19 protein-coding genes are annotated in these 19,661 nt (G+C 38.2%); all 19 read left to right on the top strand.

Annotated features, from left to right (window positions below; translation table 11 throughout):
* A partial coding sequence (locus E1171_RS23965) for a PKD domain-containing protein (protein WP_187696575.1) occupies positions 1-2,597 on the top strand: 2,597 nt, incomplete at its 5' end.
* A gap of 50 nt (positions 2,598-2,647) precedes the next feature.
* Positions 2,648-3,409, top strand: coding sequence for a hypothetical protein (locus E1171_RS21130; RefSeq protein WP_155208061.1), 762 nt, complete (start codon positions 2,648-2,650; stop codon positions 3,407-3,409).
* Between the two features lies 1 nt (position 3,410).
* Positions 3,411-4,007, top strand: coding sequence for a hypothetical protein (locus E1171_RS21125; RefSeq protein ID WP_155208060.1), 597 nt, complete (start codon positions 3,411-3,413; stop codon positions 4,005-4,007).
* 21 nt (positions 4,008-4,028) lie between these two features.
* Positions 4,029-5,246: a toprim domain-containing protein gene (locus tag E1171_RS21120; RefSeq protein WP_155208059.1), complete on the top strand. Its 1,218-nt coding sequence runs from the start codon at positions 4,029-4,031 to the stop codon at positions 5,244-5,246.
* Positions 5,227-7,227: a type IA DNA topoisomerase gene (locus E1171_RS21115; RefSeq protein ID WP_155208058.1), complete on the top strand. Its 2,001-nt coding sequence runs from the start codon at positions 5,227-5,229 to the stop codon at positions 7,225-7,227. Before E1171_RS21120 ends, E1171_RS21115 begins: the two co-directional genes overlap by 20 nt.
* Before the next feature lie 3 nt (positions 7,228-7,230).
* On the top strand, positions 7,231-7,695 hold the full coding sequence (locus E1171_RS21110; RefSeq protein ID WP_155208057.1) for a hypothetical protein: 465 nt from the start codon (positions 7,231-7,233) through the stop codon (positions 7,693-7,695).
* 24 nt (positions 7,696-7,719) lie between these two features.
* A complete protein-coding gene (locus E1171_RS21105) occupies positions 7,720-8,031 on the top strand; it encodes a DUF4134 family protein (RefSeq protein ID WP_155208056.1) in 312 nt (103 codons plus the stop codon).
* A 3-nt stretch (positions 8,032-8,034) separates the two neighbouring features.
* Entirely contained in the window at positions 8,035-8,379 is a 345-nt protein-coding gene (locus E1171_RS21100) for a hypothetical protein (protein WP_155208055.1), read from the top strand.
* A complete protein-coding gene (locus E1171_RS21095; RefSeq protein WP_155208054.1) occupies positions 8,360-10,759 on the top strand; it encodes a TraG family conjugative transposon ATPase in 2,400 nt (799 codons plus the stop codon). Before E1171_RS21100 ends, E1171_RS21095 begins: the two co-directional genes overlap by 20 nt.
* Complete coding sequence (locus tag E1171_RS21090; protein WP_155208053.1) at positions 10,756-11,397, top strand: hypothetical protein; 642 nt, start codon at positions 10,756-10,758, stop codon at positions 11,395-11,397. Before E1171_RS21095 ends, E1171_RS21090 begins: the two co-directional genes overlap by 4 nt.
* A 4-nt stretch (positions 11,398-11,401) precedes the next feature.
* A complete protein-coding gene (locus tag E1171_RS21085) occupies positions 11,402-12,478 on the top strand; it encodes a hypothetical protein (protein WP_155208052.1) in 1,077 nt (358 codons plus the stop codon).
* Positions 12,479-12,488: 10 nt separating this feature from the next.
* A complete protein-coding gene (locus tag E1171_RS21080; protein WP_155208051.1) occupies positions 12,489-13,085 on the top strand; it encodes a hypothetical protein in 597 nt (198 codons plus the stop codon).
* Positions 13,086-13,090: 5 nt separating this feature from the next.
* On the top strand, positions 13,091-13,969 hold the full coding sequence (locus E1171_RS21075) for a DUF4138 domain-containing protein (protein WP_155208050.1): 879 nt from the start codon (positions 13,091-13,093) through the stop codon (positions 13,967-13,969).
* Between the two features lies 1 nt (position 13,970).
* Positions 13,971-14,945: a conjugative transposon protein TraM gene (gene traM / locus E1171_RS21070; protein WP_155208049.1), complete on the top strand. Its 975-nt coding sequence runs from the start codon at positions 13,971-13,973 to the stop codon at positions 14,943-14,945.
* Positions 14,946-14,957: 12 nt separating this feature from the next.
* Positions 14,958-16,880 (top strand): type IV secretory system conjugative DNA transfer family protein, encoded by a 1,923-nt coding sequence (locus E1171_RS21065; protein WP_155208048.1) that lies wholly within the window; start codon positions 14,958-14,960, stop codon positions 16,878-16,880.
* A gap of 19 nt (positions 16,881-16,899) precedes the next feature.
* The gene (locus E1171_RS21060) at positions 16,900-17,961 is read left to right on the top strand and encodes a DUF3945 domain-containing protein (protein WP_155208047.1); all 1,062 of its coding nucleotides are present in this window, start codon (positions 16,900-16,902) and stop codon (positions 17,959-17,961) included.
* Positions 17,962-18,017: 56 nt separating this feature from the next.
* Complete coding sequence (locus tag E1171_RS21055; protein ID WP_155208046.1) at positions 18,018-18,407, top strand: hypothetical protein; 390 nt, start codon at positions 18,018-18,020, stop codon at positions 18,405-18,407.
* A 50-nt stretch (positions 18,408-18,457) separates the two neighbouring features.
* Positions 18,458-18,979, top strand: a complete 522-nt coding sequence (locus tag E1171_RS21050; RefSeq protein WP_155208045.1) for a hypothetical protein — start codon at positions 18,458-18,460, stop codon at positions 18,977-18,979.
* A gap of 5 nt (positions 18,980-18,984) precedes the next feature.
* Positions 18,985-19,293, top strand: a complete 309-nt coding sequence (locus E1171_RS21045; protein WP_155208044.1) for a hypothetical protein — start codon at positions 18,985-18,987, stop codon at positions 19,291-19,293.
* Positions 19,294-19,661 lie beyond the last annotated feature (368 nt).

Here is a 19,661-nt window from a genome sequence, read left to right as displayed (position 1 = left end):
CGTCTGGTTGTGTTAGTTCAGATAGAACAGAAGTAACAGGAACAGTGAATCCTTTACCAGTAATTAGCCTCTCAGCTATTCCAGATCAGTGTGCGGATGGTGATTTGTTAGACCTGACCCAATTTGAGGGGGAAACTACAGGCGGTGAATGGTCAGGTCCAGGCACTAATGGAAACAATGAGTTTGATCCTCAGTCCCTTACCACTGGTCAAAGCTATACCTTGACTTATTTATTTACCGATGGTAATAGCTGTGAAAATACTGCCACCGCTACAGTATTTATTATGGACCCTCCAGCCCAACCGCTTTCTACCTTACCACAATATTTTAGATGTGGATTTGGTGAAATTGAGATTTCTGTTACCTCTCCGGATGGAAAAGCGGCAAGTTATCGGTGGTATAAGAAAAATGGTGCTGATTATGAACTGCTGCCAGGACTTAGTACAGCTACGGAAACAGTGGATATACAAGAGAATAGCGTTATAATTGGTGTTCAGTCAGTTTCGGCAGATGGTTGTGGATCTTCATCTATTACCGATATTCAAATTAGCGCTACGGATTTACCAGACTTTAACCTCGCAACTACAACGCTTTGTAAATCAGATACAGAGTTCGATTTAAGGAGCCTGGTAGATGTACAGGGCGGTGACTTCCAGGGTGAGGCCGTGTTAGCTGGTTACAGGTTAGTTCCTTCGTTGTTAGGCGAAGGTGTAACAAGTACAGATGTCACTTATTCATTAAAGGATAATAATACGGGCTGTACTACCGAAAAAACGGTTACTATTAACTTCTATCAAGTTCCAAATCTTATTATTGATAATCTGGGTGAAGTTTGTTTCAATGGTGGGTTAGTTGATCTTACTCAATTTGAAGGTGGTAACCCAGATGGAGAATGGTCTGGCTTAGGGATAACCCCAGGGACAAACCAGATTGATCCAAGACAGGCAAATTCCGGAATCCATACATTAACCTATACCTATGTTACTGATGAGGGTTGTATTACAAGCACAACAGGAGATATATTGGTGAACTTTGAACCATTTGCACCGGTGGCTTTGGGTGATGATGAGGATTTTTCCATTTGTGGTCCAGGTGATGTAATGCTTGCTGTAAGTAGTAGTAATGCTGATTCTTATCAGTGGTTTAGAGTTGAAGGAGGTAATTACATAGAAATTCTAGGTGAGGTTAATTCCCAATTAACAGTTAATATTAGTCAAACGACAAATTATGCTGTTGCTGCGGTAAGTGCTGCGGGTTGTGCTTCTTCTACCTTGACTGAAGTCATGGCAACTGTTCATCCGCTTCCGGATTTCACATTTAGCGGAACTTCGATATGTGCTAATGACGAAAATGGAATAGACCTAAGAGGTTTGGTTGACGTTCAGGATGGAAAGTTTGATGGGAATGGAGTGATCGGAACTACCTTTAAACCTACTTTGGTTTCGCAAGGCACAACAGAGGTGGACATTTCCTATACAGTTACAAATAATAACGGTTGTGTAACAACAAAAACAGTTACAATTGAATTGTACCAATTGCCAAATTTAACAATTGAACCTTTAGGGGAAGTGTGTATTTCTGATAATATAATCGACTTGACTCAATTTGAAAGTGCTGGATTTACAGGTGGTGAATGGTCAGGAGATGGGGTTTCTAATAAGCAATTAGAGACAACTGAAGCAGGAATTGGAAGCCATAGCCTAACATACACTTATGTTACTGTTAATGGTTGCATTACAAGCCTAAGCGCGGGTATCGAAATTTTGGATGTGGCCGAAAAACCAGATGTTGAGGATATTACTTCTTGTTTAGGTGAGCAAGTCACTTTGACCATGCAAAATTATAACTCCCAATACACCTATAAATGGTTTGATGAAAGAGGTAATGAAATAGGAGAGGGAAGATCCACACAAGTTTCAATTGTTTCAGAGGCAAAGCAATATCATGTAATCGCATACAATAGAATTGGCTGTGAATCAGAAAATAGTTCTCTTACTGTTTCCTCTTACACTCCGGAGGGAGGCATAAATCTACCTTCTAGCATAGTGGCTGGTGATATCGTTCAGTTTAGAACCGATATTGAAGCTGATTCCTATTTCTGGGATTTTGGCAATGGTATTACGTCAACGGAGAAGGACCCATTTATTACCTATAATTCTCCTACTTCAGATTTTGAAGTTAGCCTTACCGTGGAGTCCAATGGCTGTGTTAATGTTGTAAAGGAAGAAGTCAGCGTAAATGATACTGAGAAGAAATTCACAGTAACTCTAGATCCGGAGGACAACATATCCTATGCCGACAATACCGAAGGGTTTGACGAAAGTGCGATGAAAACTTCCGCATATCCAAATCCTATTTCCTCGTCCAGGAATCTGACATTGAGTATTCCAACAACAGTGGACAGGGAGGCAATTATAAGGGTATATACCATATTCAATGAAAGGCTGAAGGAGGAAAGGGTTTCCCTCTCTATGGGGGAAAATGAGGTAGGCATTGATACCGAAGGATTCCCTACAGGATTTTTGATCATTATGGTTGAGAAACTGCCGGTGGGTGCGATCCAAGGAACAGTCGATGTCATAAAAGTAATGAATTAAAAAACTGGGTGGGCTTAGGCTCACCCAAAACCACTTTCAATCTTGAACAAATGAAACGTTATTATCTATTACCAATTTTTACGCTTGCCTTGTTGGCTTCATGCGACAATTCTGATGAGTATATAGAGAGAATGAATCAAAAGCCTGAAATCTTTCTAGTAACAGACATGGATGTTATTGATTCAGAAGAGAATTCTTCTGAACAGCAGGAGGAAGAAGGGGATAGTGAACTTGTTGAAGAATTTCAGTTAGTTAAGCAACTAAGCGATTCTGTAAAAATTCAGCAGGGATTTCAATTTACCATTACGGTTGAAGACTTCTCGGGAAACCTAAACTCAGTAAGGCTTCGGGACCTGGTATATCAATCAGGGTTCTTAGTGGAAGGAAACCAAGTCATAGACCAAGAATTAGAACTTATTCCAGGAGAGCAAAGAACACTATTCTATCACCCATATATAGAGGGGCAACACAACATCGTGTTGCAGGCTGAAGATGCTTTCGGGGAAATGGATCAGTTAGAGCTTAATTTAATTGTTTTTGGTAATGTTGGTCCTACCGCAAGCTTTGAAAGCGAAAAATTGAATCATCTATTATATAAGTTCGATGCCTCTAATAGCTATGATGGAGATGAGCGATTTGGAGGAAAAGTAATGAAGTATACTTTCCTTATAGCTGGACAAACAATCGAAGCCTATTCTCCAGATATCAACTTTAAATTTAGTGAAGTGGGGGATTATAATGTAGGGCTTATTGTAGAGGACAACGAGGGAACACCTTCAGCAATGTATTCAGAATTTATAAGTGTAAAGTAAGATGAAGAAGTTTATATTAGGTTTTTCGCTTTTAATTTTTGTTTGTTCTATTAGCAATGCCCAAGTTAGACTCCAAGGCCTTAAAGGTTTTGGTGCCACGGGGTATTATATGCCTAATGGAGCAGGGGGATCATTTGGTTATAGGACCTTTCTTACTTCCTTCTATGCTCTGGAGCCTGCCGTAGAATATTCATTTCTTAGACATTCCGAGTCTAACACCCAAATTCACCGTGCAAGCATTCGGATAAACAATTACTATACTGTCTATAATTTCAAGACTGCCTATTTGAATGTTTATGGTGCTCCTCTAGTAATACCCTATCAAAAAGTGGTGAACTTGACTCCCTTAGAAGAACTTAAACCCAAGACTATAGGCAGCTTTGGCGGAGCGCTAGGAGCAGAATTAGAAAGTTATACCTCAGCAAGGATTGCCCTAGCAATTGGAGCAGGTCAACGCTTTTTATGGACGGGGCATGGTGAGCTAAATAGGCAATTGGAGGCATATGTGGCCCTGAGGTTTTTGTCAAATGGTGTGAATAGAAAAAGGTTTAAATATAAGGTAAATCAGAGAAAGAATAGAAGACGAAGACGAAGATAGTAAACCAAAAATTTTTTACTTATGAATTCCTTCGAGACTTATAAAAGAGAAATCAGTATTGTGGACCTCGCTGCTAGCATAGGCTACGCTGTGGATAAGAAGAAATCTTCAGGAAAGCACGTTGTAATACGCAATGAACATGAAAGGCTAGTGGTATCTCGCAAAAATGATGCTGTATATACATACTTTAATCCTGGTGACGATACCGACAAAGGAGATGTTATCAGCTTTGTAAAAAAAAGGTTGGATAGCTTTAATACTAGCATTGAAATTCCTGCTTACATTAAGCAAAAGGAAATGTTTCAAGTGGAAACGGTATTAAACTCTTTTAATCCTGGGGCAGTTGAAATTGAAGTTTTTAAGCCCCAAAAGAAAGAGTTTAAAATCAGTCGCTATAATCTTCAAGATGGGAAAGACTTTCAGGTTCTAAAGGATAGAAAAATCACCCAAGATACCCTTGAAGATGAAACCTTCAGGGGAAAGATATTAAATACAAAATATAAAAATCAGACGAATATAACATTCCCACTTTTTGACAGTAAGGGAGAGGTTGGAGGACTCGATTTTAGGGTTTCGAAGGCAGAAGGAAAAAGGCTTGCTAGTGGCTCCGATAGGGAACATTGTATGTGGGAATCCAATAAGCCCAAAGTAGTAAAAAACATTATAGTAGGGGAGAGCCCTATTGATCATTTATCCTACCATGAATTAAAAAATCCAACTGGAGCCTGGTATAAGGCGACCCATGGAAGTATTACAAGCAAGCATATTGAAAGGCTTAAGGAGGAGCAAAAGCAGTCAGGAGCAAAAATTATCATGGCCTCCGACAATGATATAGCAGGTTATGGCATGGCTCTTAAGGTAATTAATGGGTGTAAGGGTTGGCCGACAACCATAGGGAAAGATAGGGTAAAAATGCTTATGCCTGAACAAGTGGTAAGTGGATTAAGTGAGGAATTCATTTCTAAAAATAATCAAATAAAAAATGCGCTTGGTAAGAAAATAGCTAAGGACAAAAAATACTATATCTGTAGAAAAAAGCAGGGTGAAGATAGCTTAGTATCATTTCCAGCTACTCAGCACATGCTAAGATATATGTGTGAAAAATTAATCGAGAAGAAAGTTGCTAATGTGGAATTGGATATTCCTCACAACGCAAAGGATTGGAACCAGGTGCTTGAGAACAAAAAAAAAGTATTAACCACTAAAAACAAAAAGGACTATGTTGTGTGTTTTGGCTGAAAAACCCAGTGTTGCCCGTGATATTGCAAAGATATTGGGAGCAAATAACAAAAAGAATGGCTTCTTAGAAGGTAATGGTTACGCCGTGACCTGGGCTTTTGGCCATCTGGTTACGCTTCAGGCTCCTGCCGCTTATGGATTTGAAAAGTGGGTACTCGAAGACCTTCCCATGATTCCTGAACAATTTAAATTACAGGTAAATAAGGAGGGAAGTAGCCAGTTTAAGGTAGTAAAGGAGCTTTTTGGTAAAGCGGATGAGATCATTTGTGCTACGGATGCAGGAAGGGAGGGAGAGTTGATTTTTCGCTATATCTATACTTTATCCGGATGTCGAAAGCCTTTTAAAAGGCTATGGATATCATCTCTTACCGATCAGGCAATAAAGGGAGGCTTTGACAATTTAAGCCAGGGAAATGAATACGATAATTTGTATTACTCTGCAAAGGCTAGAAGTGAGGCAGATTGGCTAATAGGGATGAATGCAACAAGGAGCCTTACTTTAACTTCAGGAAGTAAAAAAGCCTTAAGCGTAGGAAGGGTGCAAACTCCTGTTCTTGGTTTTATCGTCAATCGTCATCATCAGTTTGTCAACTTTAAACCTGAAAAATATTATAAGGTAGGTGCTGTGTTGGAAGGTGATATAATTGCTGCTCACTCAGGGCAATTTAAGGTAAAGCAAGAAGCAGAAGAGCTGGCCAATTTGGTTAATGGGAAAGTGGCCACTTGTAAGGAGAAAGAGGTAAAAGAGATTAAAGAGAAGTCTCCATTGCCTTACGACCTTACCACCCTACAGCGTGCAGCCAATCAGAAATACGGATTTTCTGCACAAGAAACCCTTTCCTATACGCAAGAGCTGTATGAAAAGCATAAAGTGGTTACCTACCCTCGTACAGATAGTTGTTATCTGTCTAATGATATGATAGGAATGGTGGGTGAAATTCTTCCAGGGCTTAATATTTATCAGGTTAAACATAATATTACCATTTCAGGCAATAAGGTTTTCAATGATAAGAAAGTTACTGATCACCATGCAATCATTCCAACAGGTACTAAGGCTGAAGGACTTTCAGACGCATTAGGCAAAGTATACAGCCTTATTGTAGATAGGTTCTATGCTACATTTCTACCAGAGTGCATTAAGCAAACCACCAAATATGAATTTGATATTGTTGGACATTGCTTCGTGGCAAAGGGAACAGTAATAAAGCAACAGGGATGGAGAGAGGTGTTAAAATCTTCAAAAAAGGAGAAAGAGCAGGAGTTGCCAGTGCTGGATAAGGGTGATGAGAGGAAGGTTGTAAAAGCTGCTTCTGAGCAAAAGCAAACAAAACCAAAACCTTTGCATTCGGAAAGTTCCTTGCTTAAAGAGATGGAAACAGCAGGGAAGGAAATTGAGGAGAAAGAGCTTGCCAAGAGCATAAAAGGGGCAGGTATTGGAACACCAGCAACCAGAGCGGGAATAATTGAAATCCTTATAAAAAGGGTCTATGTGAAAAGGGAAAAGAAAACGCTTATGCCTACAGAGTTAGGCATTACTGTATTTAGAAAACTGGAGAAGTTAGATATAGCTTCCCCTATCATGACGGCTAAGTGGGAAACAAATCTAAAGGAGGTAGAGGCAGGGGAGATGCCTTATAACCAGTTCCTAAGTGAAGTAAAGAAGGCTACAAATAATCTAACTGCCCAGCTAAAAGAAGTGGGAGGCCAAATCCAGGTAAAAGAAGATAAGATTAGTTGCCCTTGTTGCAAGAAGGAAATGAGAGATGGGCCAAAGGGAATTTCATGTGAGTGTGGGGTTGTGATTTGGAAAGAGGTATCAGGAAAGAAGCTTTCAGAATCGGTTATTCGGGACCTTATAACAAAGGGGAAGACAAGGCCGATCTCTGGATTTATTTCGAAAAAGACAGGAAATGAATTTAAGGCCCCACTGGTACTGAATAAAGGCACTAAAAAGGTTCAATTTGATTTCAGCAAAAAGTAAATAATGGGAAACTACTGGTTATATATCGTCTATTTCGCTGTCCTTTCTTTGGCTGCTGTTTATTTGCTTTTGCCAGGCACCCTTAAGGGAAAAAAAGCAAGGAGCCAGGAAAATAGTGAGGCTAAGAAAGTCACTAATAATACTCCTCATAGTACACCTAAAGTTAGCTATACGGAAAGTAATGTAAAGGATAGGGGAAGGGATATGGAGGCCAGGTTTCAAAAGCAACAGCAGGTTATTTCTGAAATAATTCGAAAAAAAGGAGAGGCAACCGATAAAGAATCACAGCTCCTTCATGAAAAGGAAAAGCTGGAAGAAGAACTAAGTACCCTAAAAGGGGTAATACAGCAGATTGAAAAAGAATTTAAAGAATTGTCCCTAAGAGATGGGGTTGAGAAGGAAGCACAAAATGAAATTGCCGAGCAGTTATTTGAGGACGATGAAATGTCAATGGAGGAAATTTTTTAACACACAACTAAATATTTAATACTTATGAAAAATCTATCAAAATCAACTAACAAGAAGATTTTTGCAACTATAGGTTTATTAATGTTGACCATTTCAAATACCTGGGCCCAAGATTTTGGGGAGATGGAAAGCAGGATGTCAGGGCTTTATGATAATTTAAGAATGTTGTTGGGGGTTGTTTGTGGTGTTTATGCCCTTTATGGTCTTGTTCAGGTATTTATTAAGTACAATAATCATGAAGAGAGAGAAGCAAAGAAATCTCTTCTGCAAACCTGTACATCTCTGGTAATCTGGTTTTTGGGAGATACAATTATTAGAAGTTTTATTGAATTCTAAAAGATGGAGATTAACAATCCTAAATTACTAAACCATCAGCCAGAATTGGCTGGTGGCCTTCACCTTAAAGGATTCATTTTTCTTTCTCCTTTTGTAGGTGTTTTGGCTATGGGATTCTCCTTAATAGCAAAATTTATTTTTCAAGTGCATTGGGGAGTGGGTAGTGGAATATCATTGTTCGTAGCTCTACCCATAATAATTGATATGCTAAAAAGGAACTCAAAGGTACCTTATCAAATTAACTCTTTTGTGTTGGAAAAAATTAAAGGGAAGGATGTAATGATCTATGAGGAGAATTTTTGGACAAAGGAAAATTTTAAGCTAAAAAATGAGAACAGCAAATCTTAAAGATTATATTCCAATTGATGCAGTCGAATCTGTGAATGGTGTAGCATTCTCCGTTTCAAAGGGTGGGGACGTTACCGGATTTTTTCGTTTGTCATTGCCAGAAGTGTTTACACTGTCAAATACAGACCTAGATCAAAAGGTATACCCTTTGTGGCTATCCATTCTCTCAGCTCTACCAAAGGGAATTACCCTGCATAAGTTGGATAGTATTATCCCCAATAAATATGGGCTAACCGATAGGGGAGGGGAGGACCTAAATTATATAGATCGTTCCATGGAGGATCACTTCTATGGTATGCAATTTTACGGCCATGAGTGCTATATAATGCTATCATATTCTGTTCAAGAGAAAGAAAATCACCCTGCATCTTCAAGTTTCTTTAAATCATTTAAAAACGGATATAAGAACTATCAAAAGTATTTGAATAGATTACTAGATGCTGTTTTAAAGCTTGAGGCTATTATGAATGGTTCTGGCCTTTTTAAGCTTGAAAAGTGCAGCGAGGATGAGGTAATTACATTGCTTAAAAAATACTTTACTGGAGATTGGAATGAAAAGTCGAAATCCCTTCCAGCAATTGAACTGATTGAGGATTATTTGAAGGTAGGAAGAAAGAATACAGCATTTATAAGCCTTATTGAAGAAGGGGAGACTGCATACAGTTCAAGAAAAGCTGAGGGAAGAACGCTACTATCCTCTCCTTTTATGGTGCGCTCTGATGAATTGTCTGTGAGCTCTCTATTCCCGCTCTCTATTGGGCTGGCTGTGCCTCATGTTTTGCATCAACTCTTTTACGTGCCTGACCAGGAAGATGAAATGAAAAGGATAAAAGGCAATAGGAGACTTCAACTAATGGCTGCCTCGAAGGATAATTTGACTACGACCAAAAAAATGAAAGTGCAAATGGATGAGGTAGAAAACCATGGAATGGGGTTAGTGCGATATTATGTCGGAATGCAGGTGTGGGCTGATTCTAAAGCACAATTAGATAAAAATCTTTCAGTTTGTGAATCTGCCTTTAGAATGGTAGAAAACGCTATTCCATTTCAAGAATCTCGCTCTGATGCTTTTGGATTACTTTTCTCCCTATGCCCAGGGGCGGCATCAGATTGTTACCGTATGCGTTCACTTCCATTGCAAAACGCTGCTACCTTTTTGGCTAGTGAGGGGCATTACCGAACGGACAAGCTAGGGCTTACTCTTTGCGATAGAAGAGGTCTTCCCAATTTATTAAATCTGTGGTCAGATAGGTTAAATAATAAAAACCGGCTGGTAGTTGGGGGATCAGGGGGAGGAAAGTCTTTTCTGAATAACCATATTCTATATAATTATTATCACACGGGGCACCATTGTATAATTCTAGATATTGGAAATAGCTATAAACGTTTGTGTCATATCCAAGGCGGAGAATATCGGGAATTCGACATCAATCAACTTGACTCTATTAATCCATTTGGTTTTGAAGAATTGACAGAGGACAACAAAACTTATATCAGGACTCTTTTGTCAATTCTTTGGCTTGGAAGTGATAAGAAACTAAATAATGAGCAATCTGTGGTAATAAATCAACTAATTGAAGCTTATTATTCAGAGAAAGCAGTTTCTGAAGTGGGAACCTTCCACAGATTCTACGATTATGTAAAATCAAATTCTTCCAAATTCAGTCCAAAATTTGATTTTGAGTCCTTCCTATTGGTTCTTGGAGCATTTACAAAGGGTGGTTCTTATGCTTCCCTGTTCTCAGATAAACAGGAGAGAGATACATTTAATGACGAGCGTTTTCTAGTCTTTGAGTTGGGGAAAGTGAAAGACCATGAGTTATTATACCCTGTATTAACTCTTGTAATTATTAACACCGTGATTCAAAAGATGATGAAGGGGAAGGGTTATAGAACCACTATGGTATTGGATGAGGCTTGGGCTAGTATGACTGGAGCCATGGGGGAATTTATAGAATTTATGTTTAGAACTTGCCGTAAGCATAACGGAGAAACTATTGTGATCACTCAAGCAGCAGAAGACTTGGAGAATTCACCGATAGGGAAAGCAATAATACGAAATGTAGAGACCCTTTTCTTATTGGAACATTCTGATGAAAACAGAAGAGAATCAGCCCAAAGAATTTTAGGGCTTACCGATCATGAGGTGGCTGAGTTGGCCAGCATTGATAACTCCTCCAAAACCCATAAGGAAGTGTTTATAAGGACTCCCTATTACACTAAGATTTTTAGGGTGCAGGTATCTCCTGAGGCAGTAGGGGTATTTACTACCAAGAAAGAGGAAGTAGACGCTATTCAAGCGGATGCCGAAAATAAGTTTGGAGGTAACCTTGAATATGCCATTGACAATTTTGCAGCGAATATAAAAAATCCAGTATGAAAAAGATAATACTAATAGTTAGTTTTCTAGCTTTTTCCCTAGGTGGGAGGCAGTGCTTTGCCCAGTTTGATGCAGCAGCTTTAGTCCCTTATTTGATTGACCTTACAGCAACTACAAAAGCGCAATTGGGGAAGGATATTGCTTCAACAGCATCGGCAGCAGAGGACGTGGTTATTGCAAAGCAGCAGTTGGAAGGGAATAGTAAGTTTTGGAAGTTAGCCGACAAAGCTGAAAAAGCACTAAAGGATCTTTCAACTATAAAAAAAGATGAAAGAGTAGTAGTGGCCCTTTTACGTCTCATAGAAACTGAAAAAAGGGTAATACGTGCCTGGATACGAATTAAGAGCTCATATAGGGAAGATGGTTTAAGTAGGTCCCAGATTAGGGCAATGCGTAATTTACTCTATCAGACATCTTCCTTGCTTTCACAGAGCAACACTATTTATCAACTTCTCTTATCAAGTGAGTTGAGGACCGATCAGGGAACAAGATTACAGATGGTGGACAATCTGGTGAAAGATATTGATAAGGCTAATAGCACCTTGGGAGCGCTTAATAGGTATCTGGATAAGCAAGACAGAAGGGCAAGGGGCTATAAGCAACTAGCTGAAGCACTTAACACAATAGATCAAATTTAAGAATATGCCAGGAAGTAATTATAAACCAACAGGAAAAGAGGTTATCAAGGAATTTCTTGATGCTGCTATAAATGACGATATACTAAGTAATAGTGTACTGGTGGAAGGGGCCGACAAGCTGGCATGGTTGGCTAGAGGTCTGATGGCAATAATTGGAATACTTTCTTTTGCCTATACCTTTTATAGGGTGGTGATGCAAGAGAAAGGCACATGGAGGGATACCATTTTTCGACTAGGCACAGTAAGTATTATTTTATTGTGTTACACCTTATTGATGCCTATTGTAACTTCTATATTAGATTATGCAATTGAGGCTACTAACCTTCGATATGAAAATAAACCACCTTCTGAGTGGAGATATGATCTTGGCAAAATCAGAGAGGAGCTGATTCAAAGGAGGATCACTGAAGCCGTGGATGTGGAAAATATTGATTCTGAACTTGGTTTCAGTACGGTTGATTCTAATAATTATATTGAAGAAGAGTTAGATGAAGCGGGAAGGAAGGTAAAGGCTGAAATGGGAGTGGATGGAAATGCTGGAACATTTGACTTTAAAGGTCAAATTAATGAATGGATTGCTGAAACCTTTGCTTGGTTTTCTTTTAGCATTGGATCGATCATAAAACTTTTGCTGTTAGGAATTCGGTCGGTGCTATTGCCAATATTCTATTTGATTGGACCCTTTGCTATTGTTCTAAGTGCGGTACCTGGCTATGAAAGTTCAGGAGTTGATTGGCTAAAGACATTTATTGCAATCTATCTGTGGAGAGCAATTATTAACCTAATGGATTACCTAACTATGTATCAAGCAGAGCTTTTTGGCTCTACAGATATTAACTCCTGGATATCTATGATATTCTTCCTGGCTTTTGGTTTTGCCTATATAACAGTTCCGGAAATATGTAAAACTTTAACAGGATCTGCTTTTGGTGCATCTGTGGATAGAGCCATGCAAGTTGCTATTCCATATGCAGCAGCAATAGCAAAGATGGCTAGTAAGGCAGGTGGAACAGGTCTTTGGAAACTTTTCAATAAAAACAAAGGAGATGGTAAAGGGGATGTTGTTGGAGACATGACTTAAAAATATTACAATGGAATACCTAAAAAACAAAAGGAATAATATTAATGCTTTACGAAATATCAGCTTTGCGCTGGTTGCAGGGTTGATAATTTCAAACGGCGTCGCATTTGTAACTATTGCTAAACTGAAAGACCAGATTTACATTATAGGGAAATCTTTTTCGGGACAGGCAACAGCAACAGAAGGCAAGAGTAATCCATATCGAGTATTTGAGGTTGAAAACCATATTGCTTCATTTACCAGGTTGTTCTTTTCATTTGATCAATTTACCTATGATCAAAATGAAGAAGCTGCATTACAATTGATAGGGAGTCAAGGTAAAGAGTTAAGAAAACAACGAATTGCAGAGAAGTACAGGGATAAGCTAAAGCAAACAAATGTTACCTGCGTTGCTTTTTTGGACTCCATCAAGACAGATATGAAGTCTTACCCCTATAGGGTTCGGGCATATGGAACTCAAATTTTCTCCGACAGTAAGGGCCGAAGCGTCAAAAAACAATTAAGACTTTCTTGTACAGTAAGTGAAACCGGAAGGGGAAGAGAGAACCCTTTTGGATTATTGATAGATAATTTAGATGTAAAAATAAAAGACCTCAAAAGACGATAAAGACGATGAAAAAGATTCTATTAAGCCTTATTCTATTTTCCCTTTTAGGTGGCCTAAAGGCTCAAAAGATAATTAGTGACACAACCTTTACAGTGGGGATTAATACAACTTCTCTTATACGGGTTCCTGGGGGCGTGAAAAAGACCTTCGATATAGGGTCTTCAGACATATTTTATGACATTGTAGATGATTCCCTATCTGGAGAAACTACCATAAAGCTAGCTGCCAAGGTTAGTGAAGACTTTGATCCCGAATATGACCTTGAACCAAGTTCTATTTTCTTAGAAACTAAGGACGGTTCCTTAATTGTGATTGGGATGATTGAGTTTTCAAAGAAACCACACAAGTACTATGAATTTAAGGGGGAAAAGCCAATCGTTAAGAAGCAGGTAGTGGATAATGTTATACAAAAGCCAACGGTAGCTAGTACTGCCTTACCTGCTTCTCCAGTAGAGAAGGAGGTAAGTGAGCTAGAAAAAAAGCTCATGAATATGCAGCCAACATGTGAAATAGGAAGGATAGGAAGCCTTTCAGTAGTAATTGACAACATAGTGGCCAGCGATGAAAAAATATACTTTCGGGTGAACCTGGTGAATAACACCAATATTCGATATCCAATTGATATGATTACCATGAGCATCGAAAGTAAAAATAAGCGAAAAAGAAATGCTGAGCAGGAGGCACTACTAGTACCGGAAATTTTGGGTAATGGTGAAGATGTTGCTCCAAGGAGTGCTAATACCATAATATTAGGTTATGACCTTTTTACCTTCTCCAAAGATGAGCAATTGGTAATGTATTTAAGGGAGCAGAATGGGGGAAGGTCTTCAAATGTGAAGTTATCGCAAGCGAAATTATTGAAGTTAACCCAAAGGATGTATTAATATGGACGAGAAGAAAAAAATGGGATTATTAGTAATCCTTGTATTATTAGGTCTAGGTGGTGCTGTTTTATTTGTGAATGTTTTTCTTTTTGATGATAAAAAAGATGAAGCTTCATCTGGAATACAGGAGGATGGCTATATTATGTTAGATGAAGAGGTCGCAGAAACAAAAAAGGAGGCCTACGATGATGCCATAATGGAAGAATATGGAGATAAGGATAAAGTAAGTTCTATAGATATAGGTGGGCTGTTTGATGATTTTGAACAAGAAGAAAAAGAACCTGAGATTATTCAAGAAGAAGTAATACCAGAAGAGAAGCCAGAACCAGAAGCGGAAGAAAAACCAAAGGTTATTACCAAAACGGTTTATGTTACCAAGGCCTCCAAGCCTGCCGCAAAACCAAAAAAGGAACCGGAACCCAAAAGAAAGAGGAGAAAAAGAAGAAGCAATAGGGATGGATTCTACGGTTACAAGGAAGTAAAAGGAGATCGAATGGATAAATCCAGTTTTCAAGCTAGTAGTAATGTAAGAGTAGTTTGTAAGATATTTAACGATCAGGAGGTAATTGATGGGGGTAGGGTTACATTTCGATGCTTAGATAAATTTGCTTTTCAGGGAAATCAGTTTCCTAGAAACACTCTTCTTTATGGTAATGCGGAATTTAAAAGCACCAGAGTGGTAGTTAACATTACCCAGGCAAGTGTTGGAAATAAGGTAACCCCAATTCAAATGGAAATCTATGATCAGGATGGAGGTCTTGGGGTTTACAGTCCTCAGCTAAAAGATCTTGAAGAGGAAGTTGATGGTAAAGTTAGGTCCAATGCAGGAACTATCGTGGATGGGATCGCCAGAACCGCAACAGGAGGGCTACTTACAGGGGCGGGCTCCTTAATAAAGAGTGGGAAAAATAAAAGGTCTAAGGCGGTAAATGTATATGATGGATATACAGTTTATGCAGTCTATTCTTCAAACTAAAAAATTCTTGTTATGTCATCACAATCAGAAGGAAATTATGGCAGCTTACTAATGATTGGATTAGTAAGCTTACTGCTTGTCTTTTTCGATATTTTGTATTTATCGGAAATACAATTTAGTGAGCTCCAAGTGGCCTTTGAATTTTATGAGGAGCGTATAATGCCCCAATTGGGTAAGTGGCAAGGTCTGATCTTTCGATTAGGTTTTACCGGCTGTATAATTATTTATACAGTTTTGGATCGGAAAAGAAAGGCTCATAAGTTAAAAAAGAGCAACTATAAGTTGAAGGGAAGCTTATTTTTCCTTTTCATGCTTTTGTTTTGTGTGGTTCCTATCCCTTTTAGCCAAGTTGGTAGTTTTCCTATTATATATCTTTTCCCTTGGGGGATAATATCAATCATAGGAGTTGCTAATATCGCTTATGGTGGTTTGCTTATAAGGGAAGCGTTAGGGCTGGATGAAGACGAAGAGGAAAATGACCTCCCACTTCTTGAAATAGAACAAGAAGTTTTAGAGGATGCTGTTTGGCATTGGAAGGTGAAACCAATTAACAATAAGGGAAAAAAGCAAGGATATGTAAATGTTGCCAGGCCACAACAAGGGGTATTAGTTGTAGGTGGGGCAGGTGCTGGAAAGTCATTTACTTTTTTTAATCCTATCCTTAGGCAATCAGCATTTGATGAAGATGCTGCCTTTGTTTATGATTTTAAATTTCCAACACTAGCAAAAATCGTTAGAAAGGCAGAATTAGACGGAAAGGGAGGAACAAAGTTTTTCTATGTCAATTTTCGTGATATGAGAAAAACTAATAGGTGCAATCCCCTGCATCCTGATAATATTGCTACCAAGCAATTTTTAAAAGAGTATAGCCAAGCCGTAATGAAGAACTTGAATCCTGAGTGGATAAAAAAGCAGGATTTTTGGGCACAAAATGCTATCGCCTATTTTGAGGGGGTAGCTTGGTGGCTAAAGAAAAATGCTCCTCAATATTGTACACTCCCTCACGTTGTGGCTCTCATCACTTATGATTTTAGAAAGGTTTTAGAGGTCCTTGTACTTGATGATGAAGTGAGAGCAATGATTCTCCCCATATATGATGCCTGGAAGTTAAATGCGGAACAGCAATTGGCAGGTGTGGTTTCTTCCGTCCAGCTACCTGTATCAAAATTAGATACTCCAGAACTGTTTTGGGTACTTTCGGGTGACGATTTCGATTTTGATATAAATAATCCGGACAGCCCGAAATATGTTACAGTGGGTAATGATCCTTCTATTCAGGACACGGTATCGCCAATAATTTCTTTGATGGCCACCGTAGCCATGAAACAAATGAACCAACAGGGAAAGAGAAGGAGTATCTTCTGTCTAGATGAGGCACCCACATTGTTTATTCCCAATTTAGATAATCTGCCTGCAACTGCCAGAAGTAATAAAGTATCTACTATTGTAGGGGTACAGGATTTCTCACAAATGGAAAAGATGTATGGTCGAGAACAGGCCCAAGTCCTTATTAGTAATTTGGGTAATCAATTTATTGGAATGGTAAATGATACCCAAACAGCGGAAAAGGTAGGTAAAATGTTTGGACGGGCAAACGTTCAAAAGACCTCTACCTCCGAAAGCCAGAGCGGGGATTCGGTTTCTTTCTCCAGACAAAAGGAAGAGGTGGTGCCAGCAAGCTATATTATGGGGCAGAAACTAGGTTGCTTCGTTGGTAAAGTAACCGAAGGAAATAAAAATCTTTTCAGGGCAAAGTTTTTAGTTGAAAAAACTCCAGAGGTTACAGATGATATGATGCCTAAATTCTTTAATGAAAATGTCTCAGATAATGAGATTGAAGGCATTTTGGAAATGAATTATATACAAATAAAGCACGAAGCCAGAAGCCTTATTGATGCTTTGGTGGTAGAAGAAGAGGAAAAAGAAACGGCTTAATCATTAAAATCTAAATGGCATGGATACTATAGACATTGAAAATATTCCTTCTAAGATTGAAGGTTATAAGATTAGTGAGGAAAATAAAAAACGGTTGGCCGAAGGCTTGGAAACTGAGGTCGTTGAAAAAGAAGGAAAAAAAGCTAAGGTCAAAGCGTTCGAGAAGGATGGCCAGGTTACTTTTAATATTATTCCTATAACCAAAGCAAAAGAAAGAATTCGAAAAGAATATGGAGGCATTGTCCTTTCTGAGGACCAGAAGAAAAGGTTAAAGGCAGGAGAATCTGTTTTGCTTCAGGGGATGAAAACAAAAAAAGGTTTGTTGGACGGAATGATTCGCTTTGACAAGGAGGCCAACACTACTATTATAAAACCATTAAAAAAGATTTCTATTGGCAAGGAAATAGGAGGGGTATTGCTTACAGAGAAGCAAAGAGAAAGCTTACAAGACGGTAAGCCTACACGAATAGATGGTATAAAAACTTCTAAAGGAACATACAATGGTATCATCTCTGTGTCTGAGGAAAATGGTGTAGTCTTCCATGCTTGGGACAAACAGACCAAAATAGAAAAAGCTATTCAACTTCTAAGGGAATTGAGCCTACCATCACTCAGGAAAAACGATAAGCCAAAAGAGGAAATTCAAAAGGAAGAGCCACAGGAGAAAACATTAGAAAAGATCTCTGGAGATATTGTTCAATACACACCAGGGGAGGGGGTATCTATAAAAGCTAAACAATATGTGGTTCCGGAAGAGCTAGGAGGCGTAAAGCTAACTAAAGAGCAAATTGAGGATCTTAAAGCTGGTAAAAAGGTGAAAGTTAATGGGGTGGAAACATTAAAAGGACACTTTAATGTAACTATTTCCTTTACCAAAGATAGGGGACTAGTCTTACATGACCATAAGAAGGTGAATTATGCTGAATATGAAAAAATTAAAGGCATGTTGGAAACTGCTAAGGATATAACTAGGAAGATTGATGAGGGGATTAAACACTTGGGAGCAGTGGAGCAAAATAAACTTTTGACAGCATCAAAGCCTAAGAAAACTGCATCAAAAGCAACAGGGATGAGCCTATGATTATCTTAACCAATAGGGAAAGGATATATAGAAAACGTTAGGAAACAATTAAAGCCATGATACTAGAATTTGATAAAATCAATTGGGAGGATAGAATTACTGGTGAAATAAGGTACTCCATTACTTTTGCGAAATCGAGGCCCAAGGACCACAAACTAACCGTTGATGCCCTGTTGAATGAGATTGAAGAAGTGGGTGGTACATATAATGCAATCTCCTTAAAACATGTAAATGAGATTCCAGAGTATGTAAAGTCATTATTTTCTAAGGAAATATTGAGCCTGTTGAAAAAAGAATTCCCTTCTAAAAACAAAGCTGATGAAGCACTAAAAAAGGTAAAAGGAATGTATCAGTTAAGGCTCGATAACATGAAAATAAAAAGGAAAGGAGGAAAGAATGGATTAGGAATAAAAATTTCACACACTAATACACACACAAGAGAATAGGCCTTAAAGTTAGGCCTTTCCTATGCTTTTTAAAATTATGAAACTGAAGGATGAAGAAGAATTTAAGAGCCGCATTATTTGAAAAACTTCCCAGGGAGAAACATGAGCTTGAGAAAGAGCTTAATCAGTTATCTGAGTTTTGTACCTCTAGTCCTGGGCAGATATATAGCTTTATAAGGGATATGAACTATGAATTGCCTGGAGAAGACTCAAAGGTGCTATGTGAGAAAATGGGCTTGCACCCATCTGAATATGAGACCTTCTATTATGAGAGAAAAAGTAAGGATAATATGCAAGGGAATATCACGGGGGAAAAGGGAATTAATTTGTACGGGCGTGTCACCTCTTCAAATTCAAAAATTGGTTTGAAGGCTTTAGCATATGATATTAAAAAGGATTTTAAGCTAGCTTACGATAAAGGAAATGAGTGGTTCATGTTTAAAAATCTTAATAGGTCGTTGGCTGAATTCGTTTTGAAATTTGCTAGTAAATATTCTCTTTCCGTTCAAACCAATAGTCCATTTAGTGACATTTTTTATGTGCATAGATGTTTGCCAGTAAATTTAAACTAAAAACCATGTTACTAGAATTTGATACAATTGATTGGGAACATACCATTAGTGGACAATTGCGGTACTCCATAATTTTTGGCCGGTCAAGGCCGGAAGGGCAAAGGCCTAATACCATAGAGGAAATTAGGAAGGATTTTGAAGATAAGACATATAGCTTCTTTCATGTCGACCACGAAAATGAAGTTACACAGTATGTACGATCAATGTTTTCCGAAGAAGTAGTAAAGCTTCTAAAGTGTGATTATATGTCAAAAGAGTTGGCGGAAATGGGGAAAGATAGAGTGATAGAGATGTATCTTGAATTAAATAATTGAGAATGGAGTATAAATAAAGGTAACAGATATGTATTTACGTGTGACAAAATCAATTGAATTAGAATTAGAGGTAATAAAATATCTGCCTGAAAACCCCGAAGAAACACCGTGTTCAATTGCTTTTACAGAAGAAAATGATGCCTTTCGTTATTCCTGCGTAATAAAGAACTTTATTCCCACGTCACATTAGACATATCTAATTTTAATTTCATTTGGAAACTTCTATATAGTGTTAAAATTTTAGTAAAAATTTTTTAAAAAAATGAATGAATAGTCCTTCATTAGAAAATTGATACCTATAACGATTATAATAATAAGAATTTATCACTAAATAACTCTATGTTTTTTAACATTAATAGGATCAATTA

Source organism: Xanthovirga aplysinae (genome assembly GCF_009711365.1).
GTDB lineage: Bacteria > Bacteroidota > Bacteroidia > Cytophagales > Cyclobacteriaceae > Xanthovirga > Xanthovirga aplysinae.
Note: the sequence above shows the minus strand (reverse complement) of the source record. Positions and strands in the feature narration are given on the sequence as shown.